Origin of the sequence: Escherichia sp. E4702 (assembly GCF_963883545.1) — a bacterium.
In the GTDB taxonomy this organism is placed as follows: domain Bacteria; phylum Pseudomonadota; class Gammaproteobacteria; order Enterobacterales; family Enterobacteriaceae; genus Escherichia.
Genome location: NZ_CAWORF010000008.1, coordinates 1 through 26,187, shown reverse-complemented (window position 1 = coordinate 26,187; position 26,187 = coordinate 1). Strand labels below are relative to the sequence as shown.

Annotated in this window: 26 protein-coding genes and 2 rRNA genes; 9 read left to right on the top strand and 19 right to left on the bottom strand. The window is 51.3% G+C overall.

The window, feature by feature from the left end:
- Nucleotides 1-83 precede the first annotated feature (83 nt).
- The 12 genes from acpS to rseD form a co-directional block, all read right to left on the bottom strand.
- Entirely contained in the window at nt 84-464 is a 381-nt protein-coding gene (gene acpS, locus AACU94_RS03355) for a holo-ACP synthase (protein ID WP_064526159.1), read from the bottom strand.
- Complete coding sequence (gene pdxJ, locus AACU94_RS03350; protein ID WP_130222055.1) at nt 464-1,195, bottom strand: pyridoxine 5'-phosphate synthase; 732 nt, start codon at nt 1,193-1,195, stop codon at nt 464-466. Before pdxJ ends, acpS begins: the two co-directional genes overlap by 1 nt.
- A gap of 11 nt (nt 1,196-1,206) precedes the next feature.
- A complete protein-coding gene (recO, locus tag AACU94_RS03345; protein WP_130258880.1) occupies nt 1,207-1,935 on the bottom strand; it encodes a DNA repair protein RecO in 729 nt (242 codons plus the stop codon).
- A gap of 131 nt (nt 1,936-2,066) precedes the next feature.
- Nucleotides 2,067-2,972, bottom strand: a complete 906-nt coding sequence (gene era / locus AACU94_RS03340; RefSeq protein ID WP_000020738.1) for a GTPase Era — start codon at nt 2,970-2,972, stop codon at nt 2,067-2,069.
- Nucleotides 2,969-3,649 (bottom strand): ribonuclease III, encoded by a 681-nt coding sequence (gene rnc, locus AACU94_RS03335; RefSeq protein WP_001068343.1) that lies wholly within the window; start codon nt 3,647-3,649, stop codon nt 2,969-2,971. The genes era and rnc overlap by 4 nt, the downstream gene beginning before the upstream one ends.
- 272 nt (nt 3,650-3,921) lie before the next feature.
- Nucleotides 3,922-4,896: a signal peptidase I gene (gene lepB, locus AACU94_RS03330; protein ID WP_000002532.1), complete on the bottom strand. Its 975-nt coding sequence runs from the start codon at nt 4,894-4,896 to the stop codon at nt 3,922-3,924.
- Between the two features lie 15 nt (nt 4,897-4,911).
- A complete protein-coding gene (lepA, locus tag AACU94_RS03325) occupies nt 4,912-6,711 on the bottom strand; it encodes a translation elongation factor 4 (protein ID WP_000790173.1) in 1,800 nt (599 codons plus the stop codon).
- Nucleotides 6,712-6,908: 197 nt separating this feature from the next.
- A complete protein-coding gene (gene rseC, locus AACU94_RS03320; RefSeq protein WP_131162553.1) occupies nt 6,909-7,388 on the bottom strand; it encodes a SoxR-reducing system protein RseC in 480 nt (159 codons plus the stop codon).
- A complete protein-coding gene (gene rseB, locus AACU94_RS03315) occupies nt 7,385-8,341 on the bottom strand; it encodes a sigma-E factor regulatory protein RseB (RefSeq protein WP_064526144.1) in 957 nt (318 codons plus the stop codon). Before rseB ends, rseC begins: the two co-directional genes overlap by 4 nt.
- Complete coding sequence (rseA, locus tag AACU94_RS03310; RefSeq protein ID WP_130214673.1) at nt 8,341-8,991, bottom strand: anti-sigma-E factor RseA; 651 nt, start codon at nt 8,989-8,991, stop codon at nt 8,341-8,343. Before rseA ends, rseB begins: the two co-directional genes overlap by 1 nt.
- A gap of 32 nt (nt 8,992-9,023) precedes the next feature.
- The gene (rpoE, locus tag AACU94_RS03305; RefSeq protein WP_001295364.1) at nt 9,024-9,599 is read right to left on the bottom strand and encodes an RNA polymerase sigma factor RpoE; all 576 of its coding nucleotides are present in this window, start codon (nt 9,597-9,599) and stop codon (nt 9,024-9,026) included.
- On the bottom strand, nt 9,596-9,751 hold the full coding sequence (gene rseD, locus AACU94_RS03300; RefSeq protein WP_064526141.1) for a rpoE leader peptide RseD: 156 nt from the start codon (nt 9,749-9,751) through the stop codon (nt 9,596-9,598). The genes rpoE and rseD overlap by 4 nt, the downstream gene beginning before the upstream one ends.
- Before the next feature lie 255 nt (nt 9,752-10,006).
- On the opposite strand from rseD, the gene nadB reads away from it, so the two are divergent.
- Complete coding sequence (gene nadB, locus AACU94_RS03295) at nt 10,007-11,629, top strand: L-aspartate oxidase (RefSeq protein ID WP_130214675.1); 1,623 nt, start codon at nt 10,007-10,009, stop codon at nt 11,627-11,629.
- Here the strand turns inward: nadB and trmN are convergent.
- Entirely contained in the window at nt 11,614-12,351 is a 738-nt protein-coding gene (trmN, locus tag AACU94_RS03290; protein ID WP_130214677.1) for a tRNA(1)(Val) (adenine(37)-N(6))-methyltransferase TrmN, read from the bottom strand. The genes nadB and trmN overlap by 16 nt on opposite strands.
- A gap of 131 nt (nt 12,352-12,482) precedes the next feature.
- Between trmN and srmB the strand changes: the two genes are divergently transcribed.
- Nucleotides 12,483-13,817: an ATP-dependent RNA helicase SrmB gene (srmB, locus tag AACU94_RS03285; RefSeq protein WP_135488931.1), complete on the top strand. Its 1,335-nt coding sequence runs from the start codon at nt 12,483-12,485 to the stop codon at nt 13,815-13,817.
- A gap of 32 nt (nt 13,818-13,849) precedes the next feature.
- Here the strand turns inward: srmB and AACU94_RS03280 are convergent, their stop codons facing one another.
- Entirely contained in the window at nt 13,850-14,731 is an 882-nt protein-coding gene (locus AACU94_RS03280) for a LysR family transcriptional regulator (protein WP_135488930.1), read from the bottom strand.
- A gap of 102 nt (nt 14,732-14,833) precedes the next feature.
- Between AACU94_RS03280 and eamB the strand changes: the two genes are divergently transcribed.
- Complete coding sequence (gene eamB / locus AACU94_RS03275) at nt 14,834-15,421, top strand: cysteine/O-acetylserine transporter (protein ID WP_130222058.1); 588 nt, start codon at nt 14,834-14,836, stop codon at nt 15,419-15,421.
- A gap of 55 nt (nt 15,422-15,476) precedes the next feature.
- On the opposite strand, the gene grcA is transcribed toward eamB, so the two are convergent.
- Nucleotides 15,477-15,860 carry an autonomous glycyl radical cofactor GrcA gene (gene grcA / locus AACU94_RS03270; RefSeq protein ID WP_000627804.1) on the bottom strand — a complete coding sequence of 128 codons (384 nt, stop codon included), beginning with the start codon at nt 15,858-15,860 and terminating at the stop codon, nt 15,477-15,479.
- A gap of 304 nt (nt 15,861-16,164) precedes the next feature.
- On the opposite strand from grcA, the gene ung reads away from it, so the two are divergent.
- The gene (ung, locus tag AACU94_RS03265) at nt 16,165-16,854 is read left to right on the top strand and encodes a uracil-DNA glycosylase (protein ID WP_130214686.1); all 690 of its coding nucleotides are present in this window, start codon (nt 16,165-16,167) and stop codon (nt 16,852-16,854) included.
- A 47-nt stretch (nt 16,855-16,901) separates the two neighbouring features.
- Here ung and AACU94_RS03260 read toward each other — a convergent pair whose 3' ends face one another.
- Complete coding sequence (locus AACU94_RS03260; protein WP_130222059.1) at nt 16,902-17,939, bottom strand: tRNA/rRNA methyltransferase; 1,038 nt, start codon at nt 17,937-17,939, stop codon at nt 16,902-16,904.
- Nucleotides 17,940-18,145: 206 nt separating this feature from the next.
- Between AACU94_RS03260 and trxC the strand changes: the two genes are divergently transcribed.
- The 5 genes from trxC (at nt 18,146) to AACU94_RS03230 (ending at nt 23,860) form a co-directional block, all read left to right on the top strand.
- Nucleotides 18,146-18,565, top strand: coding sequence for a thioredoxin TrxC (gene trxC / locus AACU94_RS03255; RefSeq protein WP_001098726.1), 420 nt, complete (start codon nt 18,146-18,148; stop codon nt 18,563-18,565).
- A 68-nt stretch (nt 18,566-18,633) separates the two neighbouring features.
- Nucleotides 18,634-19,332, top strand: coding sequence for a tRNA-uridine aminocarboxypropyltransferase (gene tapT / locus AACU94_RS03250; protein WP_130214690.1), 699 nt, complete (start codon nt 18,634-18,636; stop codon nt 19,330-19,332).
- Between the two features lie 31 nt (nt 19,333-19,363).
- Entirely contained in the window at nt 19,364-22,024 is a 2,661-nt protein-coding gene (patZ, locus tag AACU94_RS03245) for a peptidyl-lysine N-acetyltransferase PatZ (protein WP_135488929.1), read from the top strand.
- Between the two features lie 113 nt (nt 22,025-22,137).
- Entirely contained in the window at nt 22,138-23,493 is a 1,356-nt protein-coding gene (pssA, locus tag AACU94_RS03235) for a CDP-diacylglycerol--serine O-phosphatidyltransferase (protein WP_130214694.1), read from the top strand.
- Between the two features lie 43 nt (nt 23,494-23,536).
- On the top strand, nt 23,537-23,860 hold the full coding sequence (locus AACU94_RS03230) for a YfiM family lipoprotein (protein ID WP_130214696.1): 324 nt from the start codon (nt 23,537-23,539) through the stop codon (nt 23,858-23,860).
- Here AACU94_RS03230 and kgtP read toward each other — a convergent pair.
- From kgtP to AACU94_RS03215, 3 genes are all read right to left on the bottom strand, one after another.
- Nucleotides 23,857-25,155 carry an alpha-ketoglutarate permease gene (gene kgtP / locus AACU94_RS03225; RefSeq protein ID WP_130222062.1) on the bottom strand — a complete coding sequence of 433 codons (1,299 nt, stop codon included), beginning with the start codon at nt 25,153-25,155 and terminating at the stop codon, nt 23,857-23,859. The two genes, AACU94_RS03230 and kgtP, sit on opposite strands and share 4 nt — an antisense overlap.
- A 336-nt stretch (nt 25,156-25,491) precedes the next feature.
- Nucleotides 25,492-25,607 (bottom strand): 5S ribosomal RNA (rrf, locus tag AACU94_RS03220).
- Between the two features lie 97 nt (nt 25,608-25,704).
- Nucleotides 25,705-26,187 (bottom strand): 23S ribosomal RNA (locus tag AACU94_RS03215); the annotation flags it as partial.

Below are 26,187 nucleotides of genomic sequence, written 5' to 3'. Positions count from 1 at the left end.
CTGCACAAAATTAAAGTTATGAAGTAAAACCCCCGTTCCTTACCAGTTCGGGGGTTTTACTTTATAAAGAGAACGGTATTATTTTAACTTTCAATAATTACCGTGGCGCAAGCATAATGACGTTCATCTGCCAGCGTCACATGCATATGTGCGACGCCCAGCTTTTCCGCGAGTTTTAATGCCTCGCCCCACAGTCGCAACCGTGGCTTACCAAGCTCATCGTTGAACACTTCAAACTGATTAAACGCCAGACCATTGCGGATCCCGGTTCCAAACGCTTTTGCCGCTGCTTCTTTCACAGCAAAACGCTTCGCCAGAAAACGCACTGGCTGTTGGTGCGTTTTCCAGATTTCCCATTCGTTATCGCTTAATACGCGGCGAGCCAGGCGCTCACCGGATCGGGCGATCACCGCTTCAATGCGAGCGATCTCCACGATATCCGTGCCTAAACCTAATATTGCCATTAGCCACGCGCTTCCAGCATCAGACGCTTCATTTCTGCCACCGCATCTTTCAGTCCGGTCATCACAGCACGACCAATAATGGCATGACCGATATTCAGTTCGTGCATCTCAGGGATGGCGGCAATGGCTTTCACGTTGTGATAGGTCAGACCGTGTCCGGCGTTAACTTTCAGACCGAGACTTGCGGCAAAGGTCGCGGCTTTGGCGATGCGCGTCAACTCTTGCGCCTGTTCAGCTTCAGTTTTTGCATCGGCATAACAACCGGTGTGGATCTCGATAAACGGGGCGCCTACCTCTGCTGCAGCTTTGATCTGCTCTTCATCTGCGTCGATAAACAGAGAAACCTGAATCCCGGCATCCGCCAGACGTTTACAGGCATCGCGCATTTTGTCACGCTGACCTGCGACGTCCAGGCCACCTTCGGTTGTCACTTCCTGGCGCTTTTCCGGTACCAGGCAGCAAAAATGAGGCTTCGTCTCAATGGCAATCGCCAGCATCTCTTCGGTCACCGCCATTTCCAGATTCATGCGGGTATCCAGCGTCTGACGCAGGATGCGCACGTCGCGGTCAGTAATGTGGCGACGATCTTCACGCAAATGCACGGTAATGCCATCCGCGCCAGCCTGCTCGGCAATAAACGCGGCCTGCACCGGGTCGGGGTAAGCAGTACCACGTGCATTACGCAGCGTTGCGATATGGTCAATGTTGACGCCCAACAGTAATTCAGCCATGACAATCCTCATCAGTCATTATGTGTTTGCACTGTTCGCTTAGGTATAAACTGCCGGAACAGTTCCCTGCTCTTTAAAGGTTTACCGCCAAGATACGGCTTAAGCGCCATGCGGGTAAAGCGTTTCGCGGCACGCAATGTGTCTGCGTCAGGAAATTCCCGCGAGTGTAACGCTTTCAACTGCCTCCCGGTGAAGGTTTTATTGTCGATAACGACGCTTGCGATAAACCCTTTTTCTTCGCGATAACGATACGTCATGGTGTCATCCACCGGTTCGCCGCTACCTGCACAATGGGTAAAATTGACGCCATAACCCAGATGCCCGAGCAATGCCAGTTCGAAGCGGCGCAACGCGGGTTCCGGTGTGCCTGTGGCTCCAGCCAGAGACTGGATGCAGTGCAAGTAATCGAAAAAGAGTTCCGAGAAGCGCGTCTCGTATTCCAGCACGCGGGAGAGAAGTTCGTTGATGTACAGACCGCTGTAAAGCGTGATACCGCTTAATGGCAGCGCCAATGAGACAGCTTCAGCACTGCGCAGTGTTTTGACTTCACCGCGCCCACCGAAGCGAAGCAAGAGAGGCGTGAAAGGCTGTAATGCACCTTTCAGGGTAGAGCGTTTAGAGCGTGCGCCTTTGGCAACCAGACGCACGCGACCCGACTCCTCCGTGAAGACATCCAGCATCAGGCTGGTTTCGCTCCACGGGCGACTATGCAGGACAAATGCGCGCTGCCAGCCTTCCATCATACTCGTCGCCTTTCAAGTTGCAGGTGCCTTGGCTGCACCCGTTCCCCCTGGTCACTTACTTTAGTAAGCTCCCAGGGATTCACGGTCTTGCCGCCTTCCTGCACCTCGAAAGTCATAGAGTATGCTAATTAAAGATCGTCAACGTAACCGAGACTACGCAGTGCGCGTTCGTCATCAGCCCAGCCGGATTTCACTTTCACCCACAGCTCAAGGTGGACAGGCGCTTCGAACATTTCCTGCATGTCTTTACGCGCTTCAATACCGATGGTTTTGATCTTGGCCCCTTTGTTGCCAATGACCATCTTCTTCTGCCCTTCGCGCTCAACGAGAATCAAACCGTTGATGTCATAACCACCACGTTCATTGGTGACAAAACGTTCGATCTCCACGGTCACGGAGTACGGCAGTTCTGCGCCGAGAAAACGCATCAGTTTTTCACGGATGATTTCAGACGCCATAAAACGCTGCGAGCGATCGGTGATGTAATCTTCCGGGAAGTGATGGGTCGCTTCAGGCAGATGCTTACGCACGATTGCCGCAATAGTGTCGACATTCAGCCCGGTTTCGGCAGAGATCGGCACAATATCGAGGAAGTTCATCTGGCTTGCCAGGAACTGCAGATGCGGCAGCAGATCGGCTTTCTCCTGCACGTTGTCCACTTTGTTCACCGCGAGGATCACCGGCGCTTTGCCATCACGCAGCTTGTTGAGCACCATTTCATCGTCCGGTGTCCAACGGGTGCCTTCAACGACAAAAATCACCAGCTCAACGTCGCCAATGGAGCTGCTCGCCGCTTTGTTCATCAGGCGGTTAATAGCACGCTTCTCTTCCATATGCAGGCCCGGGGTGTCGACGTAGATCGCCTGATACGCGCCTTCAGTATGGATACCCACAATGCGGTGACGAGTTGTCTGCGCTTTGCGGGAAGTGATGGAGATTTTCTGCCCCAACAGTTTGTTCAGCAGCGTGGATTTGCCAACGTTCGGGCGTCCGACGATGGCAATAAATCCGCAATAACTTTTATCGATGCTCATTCCAGCTCCAGTTTTTTCAACGCCTGTTCGGCGGCAGCCTGCTCAGCCTTACGACGGCTTGAACCTGTGCCAACCACCGGTTCACTCAGGCCGCTGACCTGGCAGTGGATTGTAAATTCTTGATCGTGCGCTTCGCCACGGACCTGAACTACCAGATAAGTCGGCAGCGGCAGATGGCGACCCTGCAAATATTCCTGCAGACGTGTTTTCGGATCTTTTTGTTTATCGCCTGGGCTAATTTCGTCCAGACGGGTTTGATACCAGTTAAGGATTAACTTCTCGACAGTTTGAATATCACTGTCGAGGAATACGCCGCCAATTAATGCTTCGACGGTGTCGGCGAGAATTGACTCGCGACGAAATCCACCGCTTTTAAGTTCACCCGGCCCTAAACGCAAGCACTCGCCTAACTCAAATTCGCGTGCCAGTTCTGCCAGCGTATTGCCACGGACCAACGTAGCACGCATGCGGCTCATATCGCCTTCATCCACACGCGGGAAACGGTGATACAGCGCATTGGCGATAACGTAGCTCAAGATTGAGTCGCCTAAAAATTCTAAACGCTCGTTATGTTTGCTGCTGGCGCTGCGGTGAGTTAATGCCTGCTGCAGCAGTTCCTGATGATTAAAAGTGTAGCCCAGCTTCCGTTGAAGCCGATTAATTACGATGGGGTTCATGCGATACCAATAAATAAATGCGTCAACAATTCAGCACACGAAACAGACCTGATACACATAGGCTCTGTTAACCGCTTTGTCGCGGATTCATTACGCCATATATGGAAACCAACGCTGTTTCGTGTGCCGTGGCAACCAGAAGGCGCCAACCTTAAACTTCGGGGGAATATTCTATACACAACGATAAGGGATGTCGTTAGCCTGGGGAGATTTATCTCATAAATAATTCACGTTGCCGCCAGAATGACGACAACGTGAACGAGAAGCAGCAATTAATGGATGCCACCAATGCGACTTAAGCGCACACCTGTCGGCCATTCACCTTCTTGCTTATCGAAACTCATCCAGATAGCCGTTGCCCGACCTACCAGATTCGCTTCCGGCACAAAGCCCCAGTAACGGCTGTCCGCGCTGTTATCGCGGTTGTCACCCATCATGAAGTATTGACCCGGCGGGACAATCCAGGTTGCCAGTTGTTGTCCTGGTTGCTGGTAATACATCCCTACCTGATCCTGGGCGATTGGCACTGTCAGGATACGATGCGTTACATCGCCCAGCGTCTCTTTACGTTCGGAAAGACGAATACCATTTTCTTTGGTTTCGTTTTTCGGCACTTCAAAGAAGCCACTGGTCGCTTCCCCGCCGTTACGACGCGAGAAGGTCTGTACAAAATCGCTCGGTTCAACGTTGGAATAAGTTACCGGCAGCGCGTTTTCACACGCCTGACCAGAACTGCATCCAGGTTGAATGGTCACTTCTTTCGCGACCGGATCATAAGTGACTTTATCGCCCGGTAAACCTACCGCTCGCTTGATGTAATCAAGCTTCGGATCTTCCGGGTATTTGAAGACCACGATATCGCCACGTTTCGGATGACCGGTTTCGATCAATGTTTTCTGGTAAATAGGATCTTTAATGCCGTAAGCAAATTTCTCTACCAGAATGAAGTCACCGATTAACAGAGTCGGCATCATCGAACCTGACGGGATCTGGAACGGTTCATAAATAAATGAACGCACAATCAATACGATAGCCAGCACCGGAAATACAGAAGCCCCGGTTTCCAGCCAGCCTGGCTTCGGCGCAACCTTTTTCAGTGTTGCTTTATCCAGTGAATCCCCGGCAGCCGCTTGCGCCGCTGCCTGACGTTCCCGTCGTTTAGGTGCGAAAAAGAATTTATCCACGCACCATAAAATGCCCGTCACCAGTGTGGCAATCACCAGAATCAGGGCAAACATATTCGCCATGCCAACTCCTAAGGGTTATTTGTTGTCTTTGCCGACGTGCAGAATGGCAAGGAACGCTTCCTGCGGCAGCTCAACGTTACCGATCTGCTTCATACGTTTCTTACCTTCTTTCTGTTTCTGCAGCAGCTTTTTCTTACGGCTGATATCACCACCATAGCATTTAGCCAGTACGTTTTTACGCAGCTGCTTCACGGTAGAACGCGCAATGATGTGCGTTCCAATCGCTGCCTGAATAGCGATATCAAACTGCTGGCGTGGGATCAGATCTTTCATCTTCTCCACCAGCTCGCGACCACGGTTTTGCGAATTATCACGGTGGGTGATCAATGCCAGCGCATCAACACGTTCACCGTTGATTAAGACGTCAACACGCACCATGTCAGAAGCCTGGAAGCGTTTGAAGTTGTAATCCAAAGACGCATAACCACGCGAGGTAGATTTCAGTCGGTCGAAGAAATCAAGCACCACTTCCGCCATCGGGATCTCGTAGGTCAGCGCTACCTGGTTTCCGTGATAGACCATGTTGGTCTGTACACCGCGTTTTTCCACGCACAGGGTAATGACGTTACCGAGATACGCTTGCGGCAGCAGCATGTGACACTCTGCAATCGGCTCGCGCAGTTCGTAGATGTTATTTACCGCTGGCAGCTTGGATGGGCTGTCGACGTAGATAACTTCTTTTGCCGTAGTTTCAACTTCATACACTACTGTCGGTGCTGTGGTAATCAGGTCAAGATCGTATTCACGTTCCAGACGTTCCTGAATGATCTCCATGTGCAACAGGCCGAGGAAGCCGCAGCGGAAACCAAAGCCCAGCGCCGTTGAGCTTTCTGGCTCATAGAACAGTGAAGCGTCGTTCAGGCTGAGTTTGCCCAACGCGTCACGGAAGGCTTCATAGTCGTCGGAACTTACCGGGAACAGACCGGCATATACCTGCGGTTTAACTTTCTTAAACCCAGGCAACGCTTTTTCTGCCGGATTACGCGCCAGCGTTAAGGTATCGCCTACCGGTGCGCCGTGGATGTCTTTGATCGCACACACCAGCCAGCCTACTTCGCCGCATTTCAGTTCAGTACGATCAACCTGTTTCGGCGTGAAGATCCCCAGGCGGTCGGCGTTATAGGTCTGCCCGGTGCTCATAACTTTCACTTTGTCGCCCTTACGCAGGGTGCCGTTTTTAATACGGATAAGTGAAACCACGCCCAGGTAGTTATCGAACCAGGAGTCGATAATCAGCGCCTGTAACGGACCTTCTGGATCGCCTTCCGGCGGCGGAATGTCACGCACCAGACGTTCGAGAACATCCTGCACGCCAACGCCGGTTTTCGCTGAACAGCGCACCGCGTCGGTGGCATCGATGCCAACAATATCTTCAATTTCTTCCGCCACGCGTTCAGGATCGGCTGCCGGCAGGTCAATCTTGTTCAGTACCGGCACCACTTCGAGATCCATCTCCATCGCGGTGTAGCAGTTCGCCAGAGTTTGCGCTTCTACGCCCTGCCCGGCGTCGACCACCAGCAATGCACCTTCACAGGCAGCCAGCGAACGGGAAACTTCATAGGAGAAGTCTACGTGGCCCGGGGTGTCGATAAAGTTAAGCTGATAGGTTTCACCGTCAGACGCTTTGTAGTCCAGCGTCACGCTTTGCGCTTTGATGGTAATGCCACGCTCACGCTCAAGATCCATGGAATCGAGAACCTGCGCCTCCATTTCACGGTCAGACAGGCCACCGCAGATCTGGATAATACGGTCAGACAGCGTCGATTTACCGTGGTCAATGTGAGCTATGATCGAAAAGTTACGTATATTCTTCATAAAGTATGATTATTGTGCCTTAACGCCCGGTTAACCAGGCTTTTAGAAGTCGCTGTTCTGAGCTTAACGTCTGTATTAATAGAAAGGCCGCATTCTACACTACAACATTGAGGCGAGGAAATGTTCATACCGTATGGATTGTGGTATCTGGAAACGTCCTCGCATTTGTTATGCAAAATGCAACAAAGCCAGTGAAATCACTGGCTCGCGTCTTCCGAAGATGTTTCAAACCGCACAAGGCCTGGCGGCAATGCCACGCTTAAGATGATCGGTTGCCATTCAGCCCGGGCAGCAAACTTTCGCGAGAAGCCGCGCGCAATCAGGAATCCACCAACGCCACCAAGAATTGCGCCGCATAACGCCGCGATGTCTGAAGCAAAGAGTAGCTGAAATAACGAAGCAACAAGGAATAATCCCAACAGTGGCGACATATAAACCAGTAATGCGGAACTAAGCAGGCTACCTTCAGCGATTCCTAATTCCACTTTTTGCCCCGGCACTAACGGCTCATCACAGGGTACGACGATGGTATGTGTGGTTTGCGGACCAAGTTTATTCAACACGCGACTGCCGCAGCCAGCGCGGGAAGCGCAGCTGCTGCACGAGGCTTTGACATCACAACTGACCAGCGCCTGCCCGTTTTGCCAGGAGACGACGGTAGCCCACTCTTTGATCATTGTGCGGCCCCGAACTTAATGTTCTCGGCAATGCGTTTCGCCGTTTGCGGCGGTAGTTCACCAACAATAGTGATTTCCGCGTTGTCACGTATGCTGGTGCTGACTGTCCGGCGTCCGGTACGCAACATCTGATCGGTGCTCGATGGCGTCGCGCGGTTAACGTTTACCGAGAAGCTGAACAAGCCGTCTGAATAGAGACGTGATTCGATGGGCATATTGTCCATCGTGGGCAACGGGCGTCGGCTACTGGAGACTTCGCTAAACCCCTGCGGCAACCAGGTTGGAGTCCAGTTGAATTTGGCTTTTTCACCTACAGGAACAGAAAGCAGTGGCGGCAAGTTCGCCTTCGCCAGTGTCTGCATACTGCTGCTGATATCCTGATTGACGTTAAAAGCAATCACGCGAAATTGTTCCAGCGTTTCACCATCGCGATCAAGGAGATCAACCCTCATCGGTAATTTCGATTCAGTGTCCATCCACACGATGTAGCTGTAGCGTGTACCATCTCGGGCAACCACGCGAATGACTTCGCAAAGACGATCAGCAATACGCGTGCGCCCGACGGAGATAAAGTCGTAGTAAGGAGAAAGGCGTTTGAAATCGGTATAGATGAGCGATGGCAGAGAATCAACAATGTAATCGCCATTAAGCGTGAACGGTTCAAGTCCCGGTTCAAAATAGCTGATTTCATTGCCGCGCTGTACCACTTCCCGGCGCGGGCCATCCATTTGCAACAGCTGTGCAAGCGGACGGTTATCGAGGCGTGCATGTCGATAACGCAGAGACTCAACACCCTGTTTATTGATGCTGATGAATGACAGCTCGTAATTCAGTGACTGACTGGCCAGGTTCATCTGCTGTAATAACGCCCCGGACGCGGGAGTGGCCGAGGCGTTAGCAGAGAATAACAGGCTACCTGTCACTAATGACATGGCAAACCAAAGTTGCTTCATTACTGCGATTGCGTTCCTAAAGTTTGAATTCCTGGCACCTGTACAGCGGCTTGCTGTGTTTGTGCCTGCTCAAACTGAAGCTGTTCAGAGTGGAGTCGACGTTGCAGTTCGTAATCCTGCAACATGGCATTAATGCGACGACGCTGCTCCTGTACCTGCTGCTGCTGACCATTGTTTGCGGTCGCTTCAGAAGGTACTCCCAGACTTACCGGACTGGCTTTCCCCATCATCGGCAGAGTATTAAATACCGGTGTTTCGGGCTGCTGGGACGTTTCAGATTGTCCATTATAGTGCTGGACGCCAACGATAACTGCAAGCGATACACATGCCGCTACGCCCATTTGGGTAAGCTGTGCCGCCCATGGACGTACTTTCTGCCAGAATGGCATTTTCTGCCATTGATGCGGCGCAGGCTGGGCCTCTGGGATCAATGTCGTCGGTTGACGAACGGGCTCTTCTTCAATGGCGGCCATCACGCGTGATGAAATATCGAAATGAAGCAACTCAGGAGTATCACCCCGCATAGAGTCACGGATTAAGTGATAGCTTTCCCAGGTTTTCTGCATTTCCGGGTTGTGAGCCAGTTCGTTAAGCAGCTCACTATCCAGCGTTTCGCCATCCATTAAAGCGGAAAGTTGTTCTTTCTGCATGCCTAATACCCTTATCCAGTATCCCGCTATCGTCAACGCCTGATAAGCGGTTGAACTTTGTTATCAATAGCTTCCCTCGCTCGGAAGATACGTGAACGCACCGTACCTACCGGACAATCCATGATAGCGGCTATCTCTTCATAGCTCAGGCCATCCAGCTCCCGCAAGGTTATTGCCATGCGTAAATCTTCCGGGAGGGACTCAATAGTTCGGAAAACTATCTGTCTCAGTTCTTCTGACAACATTAAGTTCTCAGGGTTCGAAATTTCTTTCAACGCGCCGCCACTTTCGAAGTTTTCTGCTTCAATGGCATCCACATCACTGGAAGGTGGACGACGCCCCTGAGCAACCAGGTAATTTTTCGCTGTATTTACAGCAATCCGATACAGCCATGTATAAAAAGCGCTATCTCCCCGGAACGAATCCAGCGCACGATAGGCTTTAATAAAAGCTTCTTGTACCACATCGGGAACATCACCCGACGGCACATAGCGGGAAACCAGACTCGCCACTTTATGCTGATAGCGCACTACCAGTAAGTTAAAGGCTTTCTGATCTCCCTTCTGGACCCGTTCAACCAGGACCTGGTCCGTTAACTGCTCGCTCATCCGAGGTAAAGTCTCCCCAAACCAAATTTCCACGCGCTATCGAAACGCCACTCCATTAGCTGCAATTTGAGCAAGCAAAACGTTAGAGTGTCTCGTTTTTGTAAAGTTCCGTAACGCATCTGTTTTTGTTTGTCATGCTGTAGACGGATCATTATCTATCATTATAAGTCTACAGAATCTGAACATCGCATTATCTGTGTAGAAATGCCCATTTAACTGCCTGAAGAGTACCCCAACGGCCTTTTTATTTCACCACCTAATCCTCCGCCAGCAAGCAACTTCTCTTTTTTCCACCGTCCAGGATCTCCCTGTTTAGCCATTGTAACAAATATTAAAATAGCAGGTGTTTAATTACACAACGTGATGCTATGCTGACCAAACCGTGTTTAGTAAATTAAACAAACAAAATGAATACTCTTCCTGAACATTCTTGTGATGTGCTGATTATCGGTAGCGGCGCAGCCGGGCTTTCACTGGCACTACGTCTGGCTGACCAGCATCAGGTCATCGTTCTTAGCAAAGGCCCGGTAACGGAAGGCTCAACATTTTATGCCCAGGGCGGAATCGCCGCCGTGTTTGATGAAACTGACAGCATAGACTCGCACGTGGAAGACACATTAATTGCTGGTGCTGGCATTTGCGATCGCCATGCGGTTGAATTTGTCGCCAGCAACGCGCGTTCCTGCGTGCAATGGCTAATCGATCAGGGAGTGTTGTTTGATACCCACGTTCAGCCGAATGGCGAAGAAAGCTATCATCTGACCCGTGAAGGTGGGCATAGTCACCGTCGCATTCTTCATGCTGCCGATGCCACCGGTAGAGAAGTAGAAACCACGCTGGTGAGCAAGGCGCAGAACCATCCGAATATTCGAGTGCTGGAACGCAGCAATGCGGTTGATCTGATCGTTTCTGACAAGATTGGTCTGCCTGGAACGCGACGGGTTGTCGGCGCGTGGGTGTGGAACCGTAATAAAGAAACCGTGGAAACTTACCATGCTAAAGCGGTGGTGCTGGCAACTGGCGGTGCGTCGAAGGTTTATCAGTACACCACCAATCCGGATATTTCTTCTGGCGATGGCATTGCTATGGCGTGGCGCGCAGGCTGCCGGGTTGCCAATCTCGAATTTAATCAGTTTCACCCTACCGCGCTGTACCATCCACAGGCACGGAATTTCCTGTTAACGGAAGCCTTACGCGGCGAAGGCGCTTATTTGAAACGCCCGGACGGCACACGTTTTATGCCTGATTTTGATGATCGCGGCGAACTGGCCCCACGCGATATTGTCGCCCGCGCCATTGACCATGAGATGAAACGCCACGGCGCGGATTGTATGTTCCTTGATATCAGCCATAAGCCCGCCGAATTTATTCGCCAGCATTTCCCGATGATCTATGAAAAGTTGCTCGGGTTGGGTATTGACCTCACGAAAGAACCGGTGCCGATTGTGCCTGCTGCGCACTATACCTGCGGCGGCGTAATGGTTGACGATCATGGACGTACGGACGTTGATGGCCTGTATGCCATTGGCGAAGTGAGTTATACGGGCTTACATGGTGCTAACCGCATGGCCTCTAACTCCTTGCTGGAGTGTCTGGTCTATGGCTGGTCGGCAGCGGAAGATATTACAAAACGTATGCCTTATGCGCGTGGCGTCAGTACGTTACCGCCGTGGGATGAAAGCCGTGTTGAGAATCCTGACGAACTGGTGGTGATTCAACATAACTGGCACGAGTTACGCCTGTTTATGTGGGATTACGTCGGCATTGTGCGCACAACAAAACGTCTTGAGCGCGCTCTGCGGCGTATCAATATGTTGCAACAGGAAATAGACGAATATTACGCACACTTCCGCGTATCAAATAATTTGCTGGAACTGCGTAATCTGGTGCAGGTTGCCGAGTTGATTGTTCGCTGTGCAATGATGCGTAAGGAAAGTCGGGGGTTGCATTTCACGCTGGATTATCCGGAACTGCTCACGCATTCCGGTCCATCGATCCTTTCCCCCGTCAATCATTACATAAATAGATAAAAAGCCTGGGTCAGCGCCGTATACGCTTCGGAATAGTTCTGGTCTGGCCCACGAATGACTAAGCGATCGCAAAAGCACTCCCCCGCCAGTGGGGAGAATGCCAGCAGCACCCGATGCGGCAATCGCGCTTCGTTTTCTGCCACATCCGTTCGCAAACGTAAATGCCACCCCATGCTTAATGCCAGCTCCGTAAAACTATTACCGATTTGCTCTGGCAACACCACGCAGAAAAATCCCTCTTCGGTAATGCACTCTGCCGCGCAAGTCAGCAAGGATTGATGATCCAGCGTGGTGGTATAGCGCGCCTGTTCCCGCTGCGGTGTCGCACACTCCACTCCCTGCTGATAATACGGCGGGTTGCTGATGATTAAATCGAAGCGTGCTGTCTGCTGTGTGATCCACTGCTGAATATCTGCCGTATGGACATTAATCCGCTCTGCCCACGGAGACTGGTTAATATTCTCCTGCGCCTGAGCTGCAGCTTCACTTTCCAGTTCAACTGCATCAATCATCACGCTGTCATCGGTTCGCTGCGCCAGCATCAGTGCCAACAACCCGCTACCAGTGCCGATATCAAGGCAGCGTTTTACCCCTGCCACCGGAGCCCATGCGCCAAGCAAAATTCCATCCGTTCCCACTTTCATCGCACATCGTTCGTGGCCGACAAAAAACTGTTTAAAAGTAAATCCATTACGACGAAGCACGGATGTAGACTGTGACATGTAAATAAAACCTTGCTGAAAAAACGGCGATAGCACCGGGTAAGAACAATACCTGAGAAGCGATATCCATACAAACAGATGAAGATTGCAGCCGTAACGTCTATAATCAGCGCCCCACACAGAGGTAGAACATGACTGTAACGACTTTTTCCGAACTTGAACTCGACGAAAGCCTGCTGGAAGCCCTCCAGGATAAAGGTTTCACTCGCCCGACCGCCATTCAGGCTGCCGCCATTCCGCCTGCGCTCGATGGCCGTGATGTACTCGGTTCTGCGCCGACAGGCACCGGTAAAACGGCGGCGTATCTGCTGCCAGCGTTGCAGCACCTGCTCGATTTCCCACGTAAGAAATCCGGTCCGCCGCGTATTTTGATCCTCACCCCAACTCGCGAACTGGCGATGCAGGTGGCCGATCATGCCCGCGAACTGGCGAAACATACGCATCTGGATATCGCCACTATCACCGGCGGCGTGGCCTATATGAACCACGCAGAAGTTTTCAGCGAAAACCAGGACATCGTGGTCGCCACGACCGGACGTCTGCTGCAATACATAAAAGAAGAGAACTTCGATTGCCGCGCAGTTGAAACGCTGATCCTCGACGAAGCTGACCGTATGCTGGATATGGGCTTCGCTCAGGATATCGAGCATATTGCTGGCGAAACGCGCTGGCGTAAACAGACCCTGCTCTTTTCCGCAACGCTGGAAGGCGATGCGATTCAGGATTTTGCCGAGCGTCTGCTGGAAGAACCGGTGGAAGTTTCTGCGAATCCGTCTACCCGTGAGCGCAAAAAAATTCATCAGTGGTATTACCGCGCCGATGATCTTGAGCATAAAACCGCATTGCTGGTGCATCTGTTAAAACAGCCTGAAGCGACTCGCTCAATCGTATTTGTGCGTAAGCGTGAGCGTGTGCATGAGCTGGCAAACTGGCTGCGTGAAGCGGGCATCAACAACTGCTATCTCGAAGGTGAGATGGTACAAGGCAAGCGTAATGAAGCGATTAAACGCCTGACCGAAGGTCGCGTTAACGTGCTGGTTGCAACCGACGTTGCCGCACGAGGTATTGACATTCCTGATGTCAGCCACGTCTTTAACTTCGATATGCCGCGCAGTGGCGATACTTATTTGCACCGTATCGGGCGTACCGCGCGCGCCGGTCGTAAAGGCACCGCAATTTCGCTGGTGGAAGCTCATGACCATCTGCTGCTGGGCAAAGTTGGCCGTTACATTGAAGAGCCGATTAAAGCTCGCGTAATTGATGAGTTACGCCCGAAAACGCGTGCACCAAGCGAGAAACAGACTGGCAAGCCATCTAAGAAAGTACTGGCAAAACGCGCCGAGAAGAAAAAGGCTAAAGAGAAAGAGAAGCCGCGGGTGAAAAAACGCCATCGCGATACCAAAAATATTGGTAAGCGCCGTAAACCAAGCGGAACGGGCGTGCCATCGCAAACAACAGAAGAGTAATCATAATGCCGGGTTTAAGCCCGGCATTGTTTTTATCCAGCCACAAAACACTCTTCAACACACTGAATAAAAGCGTGCATCGCCGGGCTAACCGCTTTTCCGGCATGGTGTGCGCACATTGCTGTAATGGTCTGCGACTGCTCGCCAAAGGGCAATTCAATTAATTCACCGCTCGCAAGTTCTTTTGCCACCGCAAAACGCGGCAGGTAGCTGACTCCGATATTGGCCGCGACACAACGCTTGATGCTTTCGATACTTATAAGTTCAATGGTGTTTTCCACCGTGATCCGCCGCTGGCGCAGCGTGCTCTCAAATATCTGCCGGAAGACACATTGCGGTTCGTTGATAATAAAGCTACAGGCGTTATGTCTTCCCGACTCAGTAAAATCGACATCTGCAATTTGCGGTGAAGCCACCAGCACCAGCGATTGTTCACCCAACTCACGTCGGTTCAGGGCATCATCATTCCCTACGCGATAAGAGATGCCGACGTCTGCCTCATCATTCAGTAGTGCATCACGAATAACGTAACAGTTCAGTGACTGCAATGATAAACGCACTTTTGGTGCGCGTTGCCGAAAACGCTGCAACACCTGCGGCATTCGGTAAGAGAGCAACGTTTCGCCCGAAACAACGCGTAGTTCTCCGTCCGGATCCGACTCTTTTTTGGCAGCTTCACGAAGTGTATCCATCACTCTGGTGAGTTCATAGATGTGCGGAAGCAGCTTTTTGCCTTCGCGAGTGAGGCACATCCGTCGACCAATTTTCTCAAACAACTGGACCGAGAACTCCTGTTCAAGCTGCTGAATATGAAAAGTCACCGTCGACTGTGTGCAGCACAATTTTTGCGAAGCTCGCAAAAAAGAACCCTCTTCCACCACGGTTTTTAGGGTAATAAAACGGCGCAGATCCATAATCCCAAACCTATCGAAAATATCGAACTTAGAATGTGAAAACATTCATTTTTTTAAATGTTTTGTGTCGGGTACTGTCTACCAAAACAGAGGAGATAACAAGTGACACCGACCCTTTTAAGTGCTTTTTGGACCTACACCCTGATTACTGCCCTCACGCCAGGACCAAACAATATTCTCGCCCTTAGTTCTGCCACGTCGCATGGGTTTCGTCAGAGTACCCGCGTACTGGCGGGGATGAGTCTGGGATTTTTAATCGTCATGCTACTGTGCGCGGGAGTTTCGTTTTCACTGACTGTTATTGACCCGGCAGCAGTGCATCTGTTGAGTTGGGCGGGGGCGGCATATATTGTCTGGCTGGCGTGGAAAATCGCTACCAGCCCAACAAAGGAAGACGGGCTTCAGGCAAAACCGATCAGCTTTTGGGCAAGCTTTGCGCTACAGTTTGTGAACGTCAAAATCATTTTGTACGGCATTACAGCACTATCGACGTTTGTCCTGCCACAAACGCAGGCGTTAAGTTGGGTGGTTGGCGTCAGCGTTTTGCTGGCAATGATTGGGACGTTTGGCAATGTGTGCTGGGCGCTGGCGGGGCATCTGTTTCAGCGATTGTTTCGCCAGTATGGTCGCCAGTTGAATATCGTGCTTGCACTGTTGCTGGTCTATTGCGCGGTACGCATTTTCTATTAACGAAAAAAAGCGGAAGAAGTCGCCCTCTTCCGCTTAGTAACTTGCTACTTAAGCCTTACAGGCTTTCAGTAAAGGTACGAGCAATAACGTCGCGCTGCTGTTCCGGAGTCAGAGAGTTAAAGCGAACTGCATATCCGGATACACGGATGGTCAGCTGCGGATATTTTTCCGGATGCTTAACTGCATCTTCCAGAGTTTCACGACGCAGAACGTTTACGTTCAGGTGCTGACCACCTTCTACGCGAACTTCTGGTTTAACTTCTACTGGAACTTCACGGTACTCAATGTCACCCAGTTTGCTTACTGCAACCACTTCGTCTTCTGCAAAACCTGCTTTCGCAACGATGCAACGTGCTTCGCCTTTTTCGCTGTCCAGCAGCCAGAAAGAGTTCAGCAGATCGTCGTTAGCGGCTTTAGTAATCTGGATACCTGTAATCATGTGATGCCTCCCCGGCAAAATTATTTGATTTGTTCAGCCTGTCGCGGCCAATTGGTAAAACCATTGTTGCTTGAGTGTATATATACTCCTCAAATACCCCTGATTCTTTGATTTAAATCAATAAAAAACACACATCAAATGTAGCGACAAGTGGATTTTATTGTTTTACATCAACTTATGCGGGTGTGAAATTTTACCAATTTACATTTTTTTACAGTCGATTATGTCTATAAAATGAGCTTGATTTTGTTCTGTAGAAAGAAGCAGTTAAGCTAGGCGGATTGAAGATTCGCAGGAGAGCGAGATGGCTAACGAATTAACCTGGCATGACGTGCTGGCTGAAGAGAAGCAACAACCCTATTTTCTTAATACCCTTCAGACCGTCGCCAGCGAGCGGCAATCCGGCATCACTATCTATCCGCCACAAAAAGATGTCTTTAACGCCTTTCGTTTTACCGAGTTAGGCGATGTCAAAGTTGTGATTCTCGGCCAGGATCCTTATCACGGCCCCGGACAGGCTCACGGCCTGGCGTTTTCTGTTCGCCCCGGTATCCCCACTCCGCCATCATTACTGAATATGTATAAAGAGCTGGAAAACACCGTTCCAGGCTTTACCCGCCCGGCGCATGGCTATCTCGAAAGCTGGGCGCGTCAGGGTGTTCTGCTGCTCAATACCGTATTGACGGTACGCGCAGGTCAGGCGCATTCCCACGCCAGCCTCGGTTGGGAGACATTTACTGATAAAGTCATCAGCCTCATAAATCAGCATCGCGAAGGCGTGGTGTTTTTGTTGTGGGGATCTCATGCGCAAAAGAAAGGGGCGATTATAGATAAGCAACGCCATCACGTACTGAAAGCACCGCATCCGTCACCGCTTTCTGCGCATCGTGGATTCTTTGGCTGTAACCATTTTGTGCTGGCAAATCAGTGGCTGGAACAACGTGGCGAGACGCCGATTGACTGGATGCCAGTATTACCGGCAGAGAGTGAGTAAATTAGCGGGAAAATGCCGGATGGCAGAGTTGCCACCCGGCTGATTTATCAGGCTTTATTCTGACGCCACCATTCGCCAAGCAGAACGCCAGTTGCGACAGAAATATTCAGTCCAGCAACGTTGCCAGTACCGTCAATCTTCACGCGCAAATCGTTCGGATCGCGTGCGGCATCCGGTAACCCTTCATATTCCTGCCCCAGCACCAGCACCATTTTTTCTGGCAGACTGGTTTTGAACAGCGGTTTACCTTGCTCGCTGGAAGTGGTCACCACGGTGTAGCCCGCCTGACGGAAATCATCCAACACGTCAACAATGTTGTCGCCAGTAATCGGCTGAACGTGCTCTGCGCCGCCTTCTGCGGTACGGATAGCCGCACCAGACTCCAGCAGTGCCGCATCCTGCACCACAACGCCTTTCACGCCGAAGTGCGCGCAGCTACGCATCATGCCACCCAGGTTATGCGGGTTAGATTCGTTTTCCAGCGCCAGTACACAATCCTGCGCGCCTGCCTGGCTTACCCACTGCTGCACGGTTGTACCGTTACGCTTTTTGATCAGGAAGCACACGCCGCCGTGATGTTCCGTGCCTGACGCTTTTGTCAGTTCCGCTTCATCCACCACATGGTACGCTTTGCGGTTTGCCGCCATCCAGCGCAATGCTTCTTTAAAACGTGGCGTTACGCTCTGGATAAACCAGGCGCGAACAATTGCTTCCGGACGGCTCTGGAACAGTGCCTGACATGCGTTTTCGCCGTAGACGCGGGTTTCTTCCGCACGCTGACGACGCAACACTTCCGGATCAATAAAACTTTTACCACTGATGCCACCGTGATCGGCCTTTTCCGGCGCATCATCACCAGGCGCGCGGGAAACTGTGCGCCACGGCGACTCTTCCCACTTGCGGTCACGGGGCTGACTCTGTTTGTCATCGCGGGCGGGGCGACGGCCACCGTCGGCACGAGATTTTCCTGGACGCCCGCCCCCTTTCCCGGTACGCGGGTTATGGGTACGTTTATCAGAATCATCATCACTGCGGACATACATCACTTTGACCTTGCCGCTTTTACCTTTCATTTCATCGTTCATGCTTTTCTCCACCAGCGCTGCGCGAAGCGCGCAGATTACCCGAAGTGCGCGCGGTTCGCCATGATTTCGTTCCAAAGCCTGCGTCTATCATACCCATTGAATAAAACAGATTGTTGTCTGGAACAATGTCCCCGATAATATGTAACATATTAGAAACATACCGGCGTCGTTGCCGATAAGTCTCCTTACTCATCCCGAGGTTAGTTATGAATACCGTTTGTACCCATTGTCAGGCCATCAATCGCATTCCCGACGATCGGATCGAAGATGCGGCAAAATGCGGACGCTGCGGTCACGACTTGTTTGACGGAGAGGTGATTAATGCGACCGGTGAAACGCTCGACAAATTGCTGAAAGATGATCTACCTGTGGTGATCGACTTCTGGGCGCCGTGGTGCGGCCCCTGCCGTAACTTCGCGCCAATTTTTGAAGATGTTGCGCAAGAGCGTAGCGGTAAAGTGCGCTTTGTGAAAGTGAATACCGAAGCTGAACGTGAATTAAGCAGCCGCTTTGGTATTCGCAGTATTCCGACGATCATGATTTTCAAAAACGGTCAGGTCGTCGACATGCTTAATGGCGCAGTGCCGAAAGCGCCGTTCGATAGCTGGTTGAACGAATCTCTTTAATCTTACCGGGGCGCATCTTGTGCCCCGTTTTCTCCTCTGCGACAATGGCGTTTTTTCGACGCTCTCTTATGACCGAAAACGCTGTTCTCCAGTTACGCGCCGAACGTATTGCGCGCGCAACACGTCCTTTTCTTGCCCGCGGTAATCGCGTTCGTCGCTGCCAACGCTGTCTTTTGCCAGAGAAATTATGTCTCTGTTCGACAATCACGCCAGCGGAAGCAAAAAGTCGCTTCTGTTTGCTGATGTTCGACACCGAGCCAATGAAGCCAAGTAACACCGGGCGTCTGATTGCTGATATTTTGCCTGATACCGTTGCGTTTCAATGGTCGCGTACCGAACCCTCGCAAGATTTGCTGGATCTGGTACAAAACCCGAACTATCAGCCAATGGTGGTCTTTCCCGCCTCATATGCTGATGAGCAACGGGAAGTGATCTTCACCCCGCCTTCCGGTAAGCCACCGCTGTTTATCATGCTCGATGGTACCTGGCCGGAAGCGCGCAAGATGTTTCGTAAAAGTCCGTATCTGGATAATCTCCCTGTCATTTCCGTCGATCTTTCCCGGCTTTCTGCCTATCGCCTGCGTGAAGCCCAGGCTGAAGGCCAATATTGTACCGCTGAAGTGGCTATCGCACTTTTAGATATGGCGGGCGATACCGGGGCTGCGGCCAGCTTAGGCGAGCATTTCACTCGCTTTAAAACACGCTATCTGGCAGGAAAAACGCAACATCTGGGTAGCATCACAGCAGAACAGTTAGAAAGCGTTTAAAATCATTCGGTCACTTCTGCGGGAGACCGGTATGAGTCAGCGAGGACTGGAAGCACTACTGCGACCAAAATCGATTGCGGTAATTGGCGCATCGATGAAACCCAATCGCGCAGGTTACCTGATGATGCGTAACCTGCTGGCGGGAGGATTTAACGGACCGGTGTTACCGGTGACGCCGGCCTGGAAAGCGGTACAAGGCGTACTGGCCTGGCCGGATATCGCCAGTCTGCCCTTTACGCCCGACCTTGCTGTGCTGTGTACCAATGCCAGCCGCAATCTGGCGCTTCTGGAAGAACTCGGCGAAAAAGGCTGTAAAACCTGCATTATTCTTTCTGCCCCGGCATCGCAACACGAAGATCTCCGAGCCTGCGCCCAGCGTCATAACATGCGCCTGCTTGGACCAAACAGTCTGGGATTACTGGCGCCGTGGCAAGGTCTGAATGCCAGCTTTTCGCCCGTACCAATTAAGCGCGGCAAGCTGGCGTTTATTTCGCAATCGGCTGCCGTCTCCAACACCATCCTCGACTGGGCGCAACAGCGTGAGATGGGGTTTTCCTACTTTATTGCGCTCGGCGACAGCCTGGATATCGACGTTGATGAATTGCTCGACTATCTGGCGCGCGACAGTAAAACCAGCGCCATCCTGCTCTATCTCGAACAGTTAAGCGACGCGCGACGCTTTGTTTCGGCGGCCCGTAGTGCCTCGCGTAATAAACCGATTCTGGTAATTAAAAGCGGACGTAGCCCGGCAGCACAGCGACTGCTCAACACGACGGCAGGAATGGACCCGGCATGGGATGCAGCTATTCAGCGTGCCGGTTTATTACGAGTGCAGGACACTCACGAACTGTTTTCGGCAGTGGAAACCCTTAGCCATATGCGCCCATTGCGTGGCGACCGACTGATGATTATCAGCAACGGTGCAGCGCCAGCTGCGCTGGCGCTGGATGCCTTATGGTCGCGCAATGGAAAGCTGGCAACGCTAAGCGAAGAAACCTGCCAGAAACTACGCGATGCGCTGCCAGAACATGTAGTAATCTCTAACCCGCTCGATCTGCGCGATGACGCCAGCAGTGAGCACTATATTAAAACGCTGGATATTCTGTTCCACAGCCAGGATTTTGATGCGCTGATGGTTATTCATTCGCCCAGTGCTGCTGCTCCCGCCACAGAAAGCGCACTGGCATTAATTGAAGCGGTAAAGCATCACCCTCGCAGCAAGTATGTCTCTCTGCTGACGAACTGGTGCGGCGAACACTCCTCGCAAGAGGCGCGACGTTTATTCAGCGAAGCCGGGCTGCCGACCTACCGCACTCCGGAAGGAACCATCACCGCTTTTATGCATATGGTGGAGTACCGACGTAACCAGAAGCAACTACGCGAAACGCCGGCACTGCCCAGCAATCTGACCTCTAATACCGCAGAAGCGCATCTTCTGTTGCAACAGGCGATTGCCGAAGGGGCAACGTCACTCGATACCCATGAAGTACAGCCAATCCTGCAAGCGTATGGCATGAACACGCTTCCCACCTGGATTGCCAGCGATAGTACCGAAGCGGTGCATATTGCTGAACAGATTGGTTATCCGGTGGCGCTAAAATTACGCTCGCCGGATATTCCACATAAATCGGAAGTTCAGGGCGTCATGCTCTACCTGCGTACAGCCAATGAAGTCCAGCAAGCCGCGAACGCTATTTTCGATCGCGTAAAAATGGCCTGGCCGCAGGCGCGGATCCACGGTCTGCTGGTGCAAAGTATGGCTAACCGTGCTGGCGCCCAGGAGTTGCGGGTAGTGGTCGAGCAGGATCCCGTTTTCGGACCGTTGATCATGCTGGGTGAAGGCGGTGTGGAGTGGCGTCCAGAAGATCAAGCCGTCGTCGCATTACCGCCGCTGAACATGAACCTGGCCCGTTATCTGGTCATTCAGGGAATAAAAAGTAAAAAGATTCGTGCGCGCAGTGCACTGCGTCCATTGGATGTTGCAGGCTTGAGCCAGCTTCTGGTGCAGGTTTCCAACTTGATTGTCGATTGCCCGGAAATTCAGCGTCTGGATATTCATCCTTTGCTGGCTTCTGGCAGTGAATTTACCGCGCTGGATGTCACGCTGGATATCGCGCCGTTTGAAGGCGATAGCGAGAGTCGGCTGGCAGTGCGCCCGTACCCACATCAGCTGGAAGAGTGGGTGGAATTGAAAAACGGCGAACGCTGCTTGTTTCGCCCGATTTTGCCAGAAGATGAGCCACAGCTTCAGCAATTCATTTCACGAGTCACTAAAGAAGATCTTTATTATCGCTACTTTAGCGAGATCAACGAATTCACCCATGAAGATTTAGCTAACATGACGCAGATCGACTACGATCGGGAAATGGCGTTTGTGGCGGTGCGACGTATTGATCAAACGGAAGAGATCCTCGGCGTCACGCGTGCGATTTCCGATCCTGATAACATCGATGCCGAATTTGCTGTACTGGTTCGCTCGGATCTCAAAGGGTTAGGCTTAGGTCGACGCTTAATGGAAAAGTTGATTACCTATACGCGAGATCACGGACTGCAACGTCTGAATGGTATTACGATGCCAAACAATCGTGGCATGGTGGCGCTGGCCCGCAAGCTCGGGTTTAACGTCGATATCCAGCTCGAAGAGGGGATCGTTGGGCTTACGCTAAATCTTGCCCAGCGCGAGGAATCATGAGTAAGGTACTGGAAATGTTGACCACTTAATCGGGACAGGTGTTATTATTGCCCGCTTATGTCGTCTGCATTGCACAGAGGACCCTTCAATGAACAGAGAAGAAATGCACTGTGATGTTGTCAAAATTTAAGCGTAATAAACATCAACAACACCTTGCCCAACTACCCAAGATTTCTCAATCAGTTGATGATGTCGATTTCTTTTACGCTCCCGCCGACTTCCGGGAGACGCTGCTGGAAAAAATAGCCAGCGCGAAGCAGCGCATTTGCATTGTCGCCCTGTATCTCGAACAGGATGATGGTGGCAAAGGCATTCTGAGCGCACTATATGAGGCTAAACGGCAGCGTCCGGAACTGGATGTGCGGGTGCTGGTCGACTGGCATCGTGCGCAACGTGGACGCATTGGCGCTGCGGCATCTAACACTAATGCTGACTGGTACTGCCGCATGGCGCAGGAAAATCCGGGCGTAGATGTTCCGGTTTATGGCGTACCCATCAATACCCGTGAAGCCCTGGGCGTTCTGCATTTTAAAGGCTTTATCATCGACGATAGCGTACTTTATAGCGGTGCCAGCCTGAACGATGTTTATTTGCATCAGCACGATAAATACCGTTACGACCGTTACCATCTGATTCGTAACCGCAAGATGTCAGACATTATGTTTGAATGGGTTACGCAGAATATTATGAATGGTCGCGGTGTTAACCGTCTGGATGATGAACATCGCCCAAAAAGCCCGGAAATCAAGAACGACATTCGCCTGTTCCGCCAGGAGTTGCGTGATGCCGCTTATCATTTCCAGGGAGATGCCGACAACGATCAACTTTCCGTTACGCCGTTGGTGGGTCTGGGGAAATCGAGTCTGTTGAACAAGACCATTTTCCATCTGATGCCCTGTGCAGAACAGAAACTGACTATCTGTACGCCATACTTCAACCTACCGGCAATCCTGGTGCGCAATATCATCCAGTTGCTGCGTGAAGGGAAAAAGGTCGAAATTATCGTTGGTGATAAAACCGCGAACGACTTCTACATTCCGGAAGATGAACCATTCAAGATAATTGGCGCGTTGCCTTATCTTTATGAGATTAATTTGCGTCGCTTCCTGAGTCGTTTGCAGTATTACGTCAATACTGACCAGTTAGTGGTCCGTTTGTGGAAAGATGACGATAATACTTATCACCTGAAAGGAATGTGGGTTGATGATAAGTGGATGCTGATAACCGGTAATAACCTGAATCCACGTGCCTGGCGTCTGGATCTGGAAAACGCCATTTTGATCCACGATCCACAACTGGAGCTTGCTCCACAGCGAGAGAAAGAACTGGAGCTGATCCGCGAGCATACCACCATTGTTAAGCACTACCGCGATCTGCAAAGTATTGCCGATTATCCGGTAAAGGTTCGCAAACTTATCCGCCGTTTGCGCCGCATCCGCATCGACCGATTAATTAGCCGTATCCTGTAATCTGAACCCCGTCCTGTACGGGGTTTGTTTTTTGGAGGCCGCGTTGCGTATTCTTTTTATCTGTTTGCTATTGTTACTTTCTGGTTGCAGCCACATGGCTAACGATAGCTGGCAGGGGCAGGATAAAGCCCAACACTTTATCGCCTCGGCGATGCTTTCCGCCGCAGGAAATGAATACGCGCAACATCAGGGGATGAGTCGCGACCGCAGCGCGATGTTCGGGCTGATGTTCTCTGTAGGGCTGGGAGCGTCAAAAGAGCTTTGGGATAGCCGCCCAGAGGGGAGCGGCTGGAGCTGGAAGGATTTTGCCTGGGATATCGCCGGTGCAACTACCGGCTATACCGTCTGGCAAATAGCGCATCACTAAAGACGCATCCCCTTCCCTTTGCGGTGCAGCATCAAAGAAACCAGAAACGCTACCACGGCCATCAATGTCACATACCAGAAGAATGCCGTTTCCATTCCTATCGATTTCAGCGACAACGCTACGTACTCCGCCGAACCACCAAATATAGCATTGGCGACCGCATATGACAGACCAACACCTAATGCGCGAACCTGTGCCGGGAACATCTCAGCCTTCAGTATTCCACTGATTGATGTATAAAAACTCACTATCAGCAGGGCGCACATCACCAGACCAAAAGCGGCATAAGGAGAGGAGACGTTCTGCAATGCTGATAGTATGGGGACGGTAAAAATAGCGGCCAAAGAGCCAAAGCATAACATTGAGGTTCGGCGTCCAATCTTATCTGACAGCGCGCCAATGAACGGTTGAATGAGCATAAATACAAACAATGCCGCAGTCATAATGCCGCTTGCCACGTTGGCGTGCATTCCCGCAGTATTCACCAGATATTTCTGCATATAGGTGGTAAAGGTATAGAAACAAAGAGAACCCGCAGCAGTGAAGCCGAGAACCATGATGAATGCACGGCGATTGCGCCATAACCCTTTCATTGAGCCCGCTTCTTTTAAAGCGCGCGTTTCTTGTTGCGAAGTTTCATCTAATTGACGGCGTAACCATAATGCTACAACGGCTAACACTGCTCCTAACGCAAAAGGAATGCGCCATCCCCACTCTCTGAGAGCAGAATCTTCCATAGTATGTTGTAGAACAACCACCACCAGTAAGGCCAGCAACTGACCGCCAATTAGCGTGACATATTGGAACGAAGCATAGAACCCTTTGCGCCCTTCAACAGCAACTTCACTCATATAGGTTGCGCTGGTGCCATATTCTCCACCAACGGATAATCCCTGGAATAAACGCGCGAGAAGCAATAATGCCGGAGCCCAGGTACCGATAGTTTCATAACCTGGGAGGCAGGCGATAACCAGAGATCCGAAACACATCATACACACCGATAACAACATTGATTTTTTACGACCATGTTTATCGGCTATGCGTCCAAATAGCCAGCCACCTATTGGACGCATCAGAAAGCCCGCGGCAAAAACACCGGCTGTTTGCAGTAACTGAGTGGTAGTGTTACCAGAAGGGAAGAAGATGTGGGCGAAGTAGAGGGAACAGAATGAGTAGACATAAAAATCGAACCACTCGACCAGATTACCTGAAGAGGCCCCTACTATTGCCCAGATGCGGCGACGAGTATCACTACTTGTCAGTTTGCCGTCTGCCGTTACAGTGCTTTCTGCCATGCCAATATTTCTCCTGCCATAATCCGATGCTTTTGTCGGCCAATGTTGTTTATTATTTAGTAAGACGAATGTTATACATTTGTTACCGATGTTTGTGCAACCATAACTGCGAATTTAGTTAGCAGGGGAATGATTATTCTGGATGACCAGGAAGGATTTCAGGTGAGGTTGTCGTATGGAAATGGGCGAACATCTGGCGTATACAAGGGAATGATAGGGTTTTTATTTCTTAGCCAGAACCACATCAGGTGGTTTTTACTGCCTACGCTATTCCGGACGGACGACAGATAAAACAAAAGGCCCAGTCTTCCGACTGAGCCTTTTGTTTTATTTGATGCCTGGCAGTTCCCTACTCTCGCATGGGGAAGCCCCACACTACCATCGGCGCTACGGCGTTTCACTTCTGAGTTCGGCATGGGGTCAGGTGGGACCACCGCGCTAAGGCCGCCAGGCAAATTCTGTTTTATTAACCCGCTTACGCCGGTTAATCTAATCTGTTATCAAGCTTACTTATCGATGTCTCATCCGCCAAAACATCTTCGGCGTTGTAAGGTTAAGCCTCACGGTTCATTAGTACCGGTTAGCTCAACGCATCGCTGCGCTTACACACCCGGCCTATCAACGTCGTCGTCTTCAACGTTCCTTCAGGACCCTTAAAGGGTCAGGGAGAACTCATCTCGGGGCAAGTTTCGTGCTTAGATGCTTTCAGCACTTATCTCTTCCGCATTTAGCTACCGGGCAGTGCCATTGGCATGACAACCCGAACACCAGTGATGCGTCCACTCCGGTCCTCTCGTACTAGGAGCAGCCCCCCTCAGTTCTCCAGCGCCCACGGCAGATAGGGACCGAACTGTCTCACGACGTTCTAAACCCAGCTCGCGTACCACTTTAAATGGCGAACAGCCATACCCTTGGGACCTACTTCAGCCCCAGGATGTGATGAGCCGACATCGAGGTGCCAAACACCGCCGTCGATATGAACTCTTGGGCGGTATCAGCCTGTTATCCCCGGAGTACCTTTTATCCGTTGAG

What these genes read in the sequence shown, in the direction of transcription:
- acpS (WP_064526159.1), bottom strand. Translation starts at nt 464, where the DNA reads ATGGCAATATTAGGTTTAGGCACGGATATCGTGGAGATCGCTCGCATT.
- pdxJ (WP_130222055.1), bottom strand. Translation starts at nt 1,195, where the DNA reads ATGGCTGAATTACTGTTGGGCGTCAACATTGACCATATCGCAACGCTG.
- recO (WP_130258880.1), bottom strand. Translation starts at nt 1,935, where the DNA reads ATGGAAGGCTGGCAGCGCGCATTTGTCCTGCATAGTCGCCCGTGGAGC.
- era (WP_000020738.1), bottom strand. Translation starts at nt 2,972, where the DNA reads ATGAGCATCGATAAAAGTTATTGCGGATTTATTGCCATCGTCGGACGC.
- rnc (WP_001068343.1), bottom strand. Translation starts at nt 3,649, where the DNA reads ATGAACCCCATCGTAATTAATCGGCTTCAACGGAAGCTGGGCTACACT.
- lepB (WP_000002532.1), bottom strand. Translation starts at nt 4,896, where the DNA reads ATGGCGAATATGTTTGCCCTGATTCTGGTGATTGCCACACTGGTGACG.
- lepA (WP_000790173.1), bottom strand. Translation starts at nt 6,711, where the DNA reads ATGAAGAATATACGTAACTTTTCGATCATAGCTCACATTGACCACGGT.
- rseC (WP_131162553.1), bottom strand. Translation starts at nt 7,388, where the DNA reads ATGATCAAAGAGTGGGCTACCGTCGTCTCCTGGCAAAACGGGCAGGCG.
- rseB (WP_064526144.1), bottom strand. Translation starts at nt 8,341, where the DNA reads ATGAAGCAACTTTGGTTTGCCATGTCATTAGTGACAGGTAGCCTGTTA.
- rseA (WP_130214673.1), bottom strand. Translation starts at nt 8,991, where the DNA reads ATGCAGAAAGAACAACTTTCCGCTTTAATGGATGGCGAAACGCTGGAT.
- rpoE (WP_001295364.1), bottom strand. Translation starts at nt 9,599, where the DNA reads ATGAGCGAGCAGTTAACGGACCAGGTCCTGGTTGAACGGGTCCAGAAG.
- rseD (WP_064526141.1), bottom strand. Translation starts at nt 9,751, where the DNA reads ATGATCCGTCTACAGCATGACAAACAAAAACAGATGCGTTACGGAACT.
- nadB (WP_130214675.1), top strand. Translation starts at nt 10,007, where the DNA reads ATGAATACTCTTCCTGAACATTCTTGTGATGTGCTGATTATCGGTAGC.
- trmN (WP_130214677.1), bottom strand. Translation starts at nt 12,351, where the DNA reads ATGTCACAGTCTACATCCGTGCTTCGTCGTAATGGATTTACTTTTAAA.
- srmB (WP_135488931.1), top strand. Translation starts at nt 12,483, where the DNA reads ATGACTGTAACGACTTTTTCCGAACTTGAACTCGACGAAAGCCTGCTG.
- AACU94_RS03280 (WP_135488930.1), bottom strand. Translation starts at nt 14,731, where the DNA reads ATGGATCTGCGCCGTTTTATTACCCTAAAAACCGTGGTGGAAGAGGGT.
- grcA (WP_000627804.1), bottom strand. Translation starts at nt 15,860, where the DNA reads ATGATTACAGGTATCCAGATTACTAAAGCCGCTAACGACGATCTGCTG.
- ung (WP_130214686.1), top strand. Translation starts at nt 16,165, where the DNA reads ATGGCTAACGAATTAACCTGGCATGACGTGCTGGCTGAAGAGAAGCAA.
- AACU94_RS03260 (WP_130222059.1), bottom strand. Translation starts at nt 17,939, where the DNA reads ATGAACGATGAAATGAAAGGTAAAAGCGGCAAGGTCAAAGTGATGTAT.
- trxC (WP_001098726.1), top strand. Translation starts at nt 18,146, where the DNA reads ATGAATACCGTTTGTACCCATTGTCAGGCCATCAATCGCATTCCCGAC.
- tapT (WP_130214690.1), top strand. Translation starts at nt 18,634, where the DNA reads ATGACCGAAAACGCTGTTCTCCAGTTACGCGCCGAACGTATTGCGCGC.
- patZ (WP_135488929.1), top strand. Translation starts at nt 19,364, where the DNA reads ATGAGTCAGCGAGGACTGGAAGCACTACTGCGACCAAAATCGATTGCG.
- pssA (WP_130214694.1), top strand. Translation starts at nt 22,138, where the DNA reads ATGTTGTCAAAATTTAAGCGTAATAAACATCAACAACACCTTGCCCAA.
- kgtP (WP_130222062.1), bottom strand. Translation starts at nt 25,155, where the DNA reads ATGGCAGAAAGCACTGTAACGGCAGACGGCAAACTGACAAGTAGTGAT.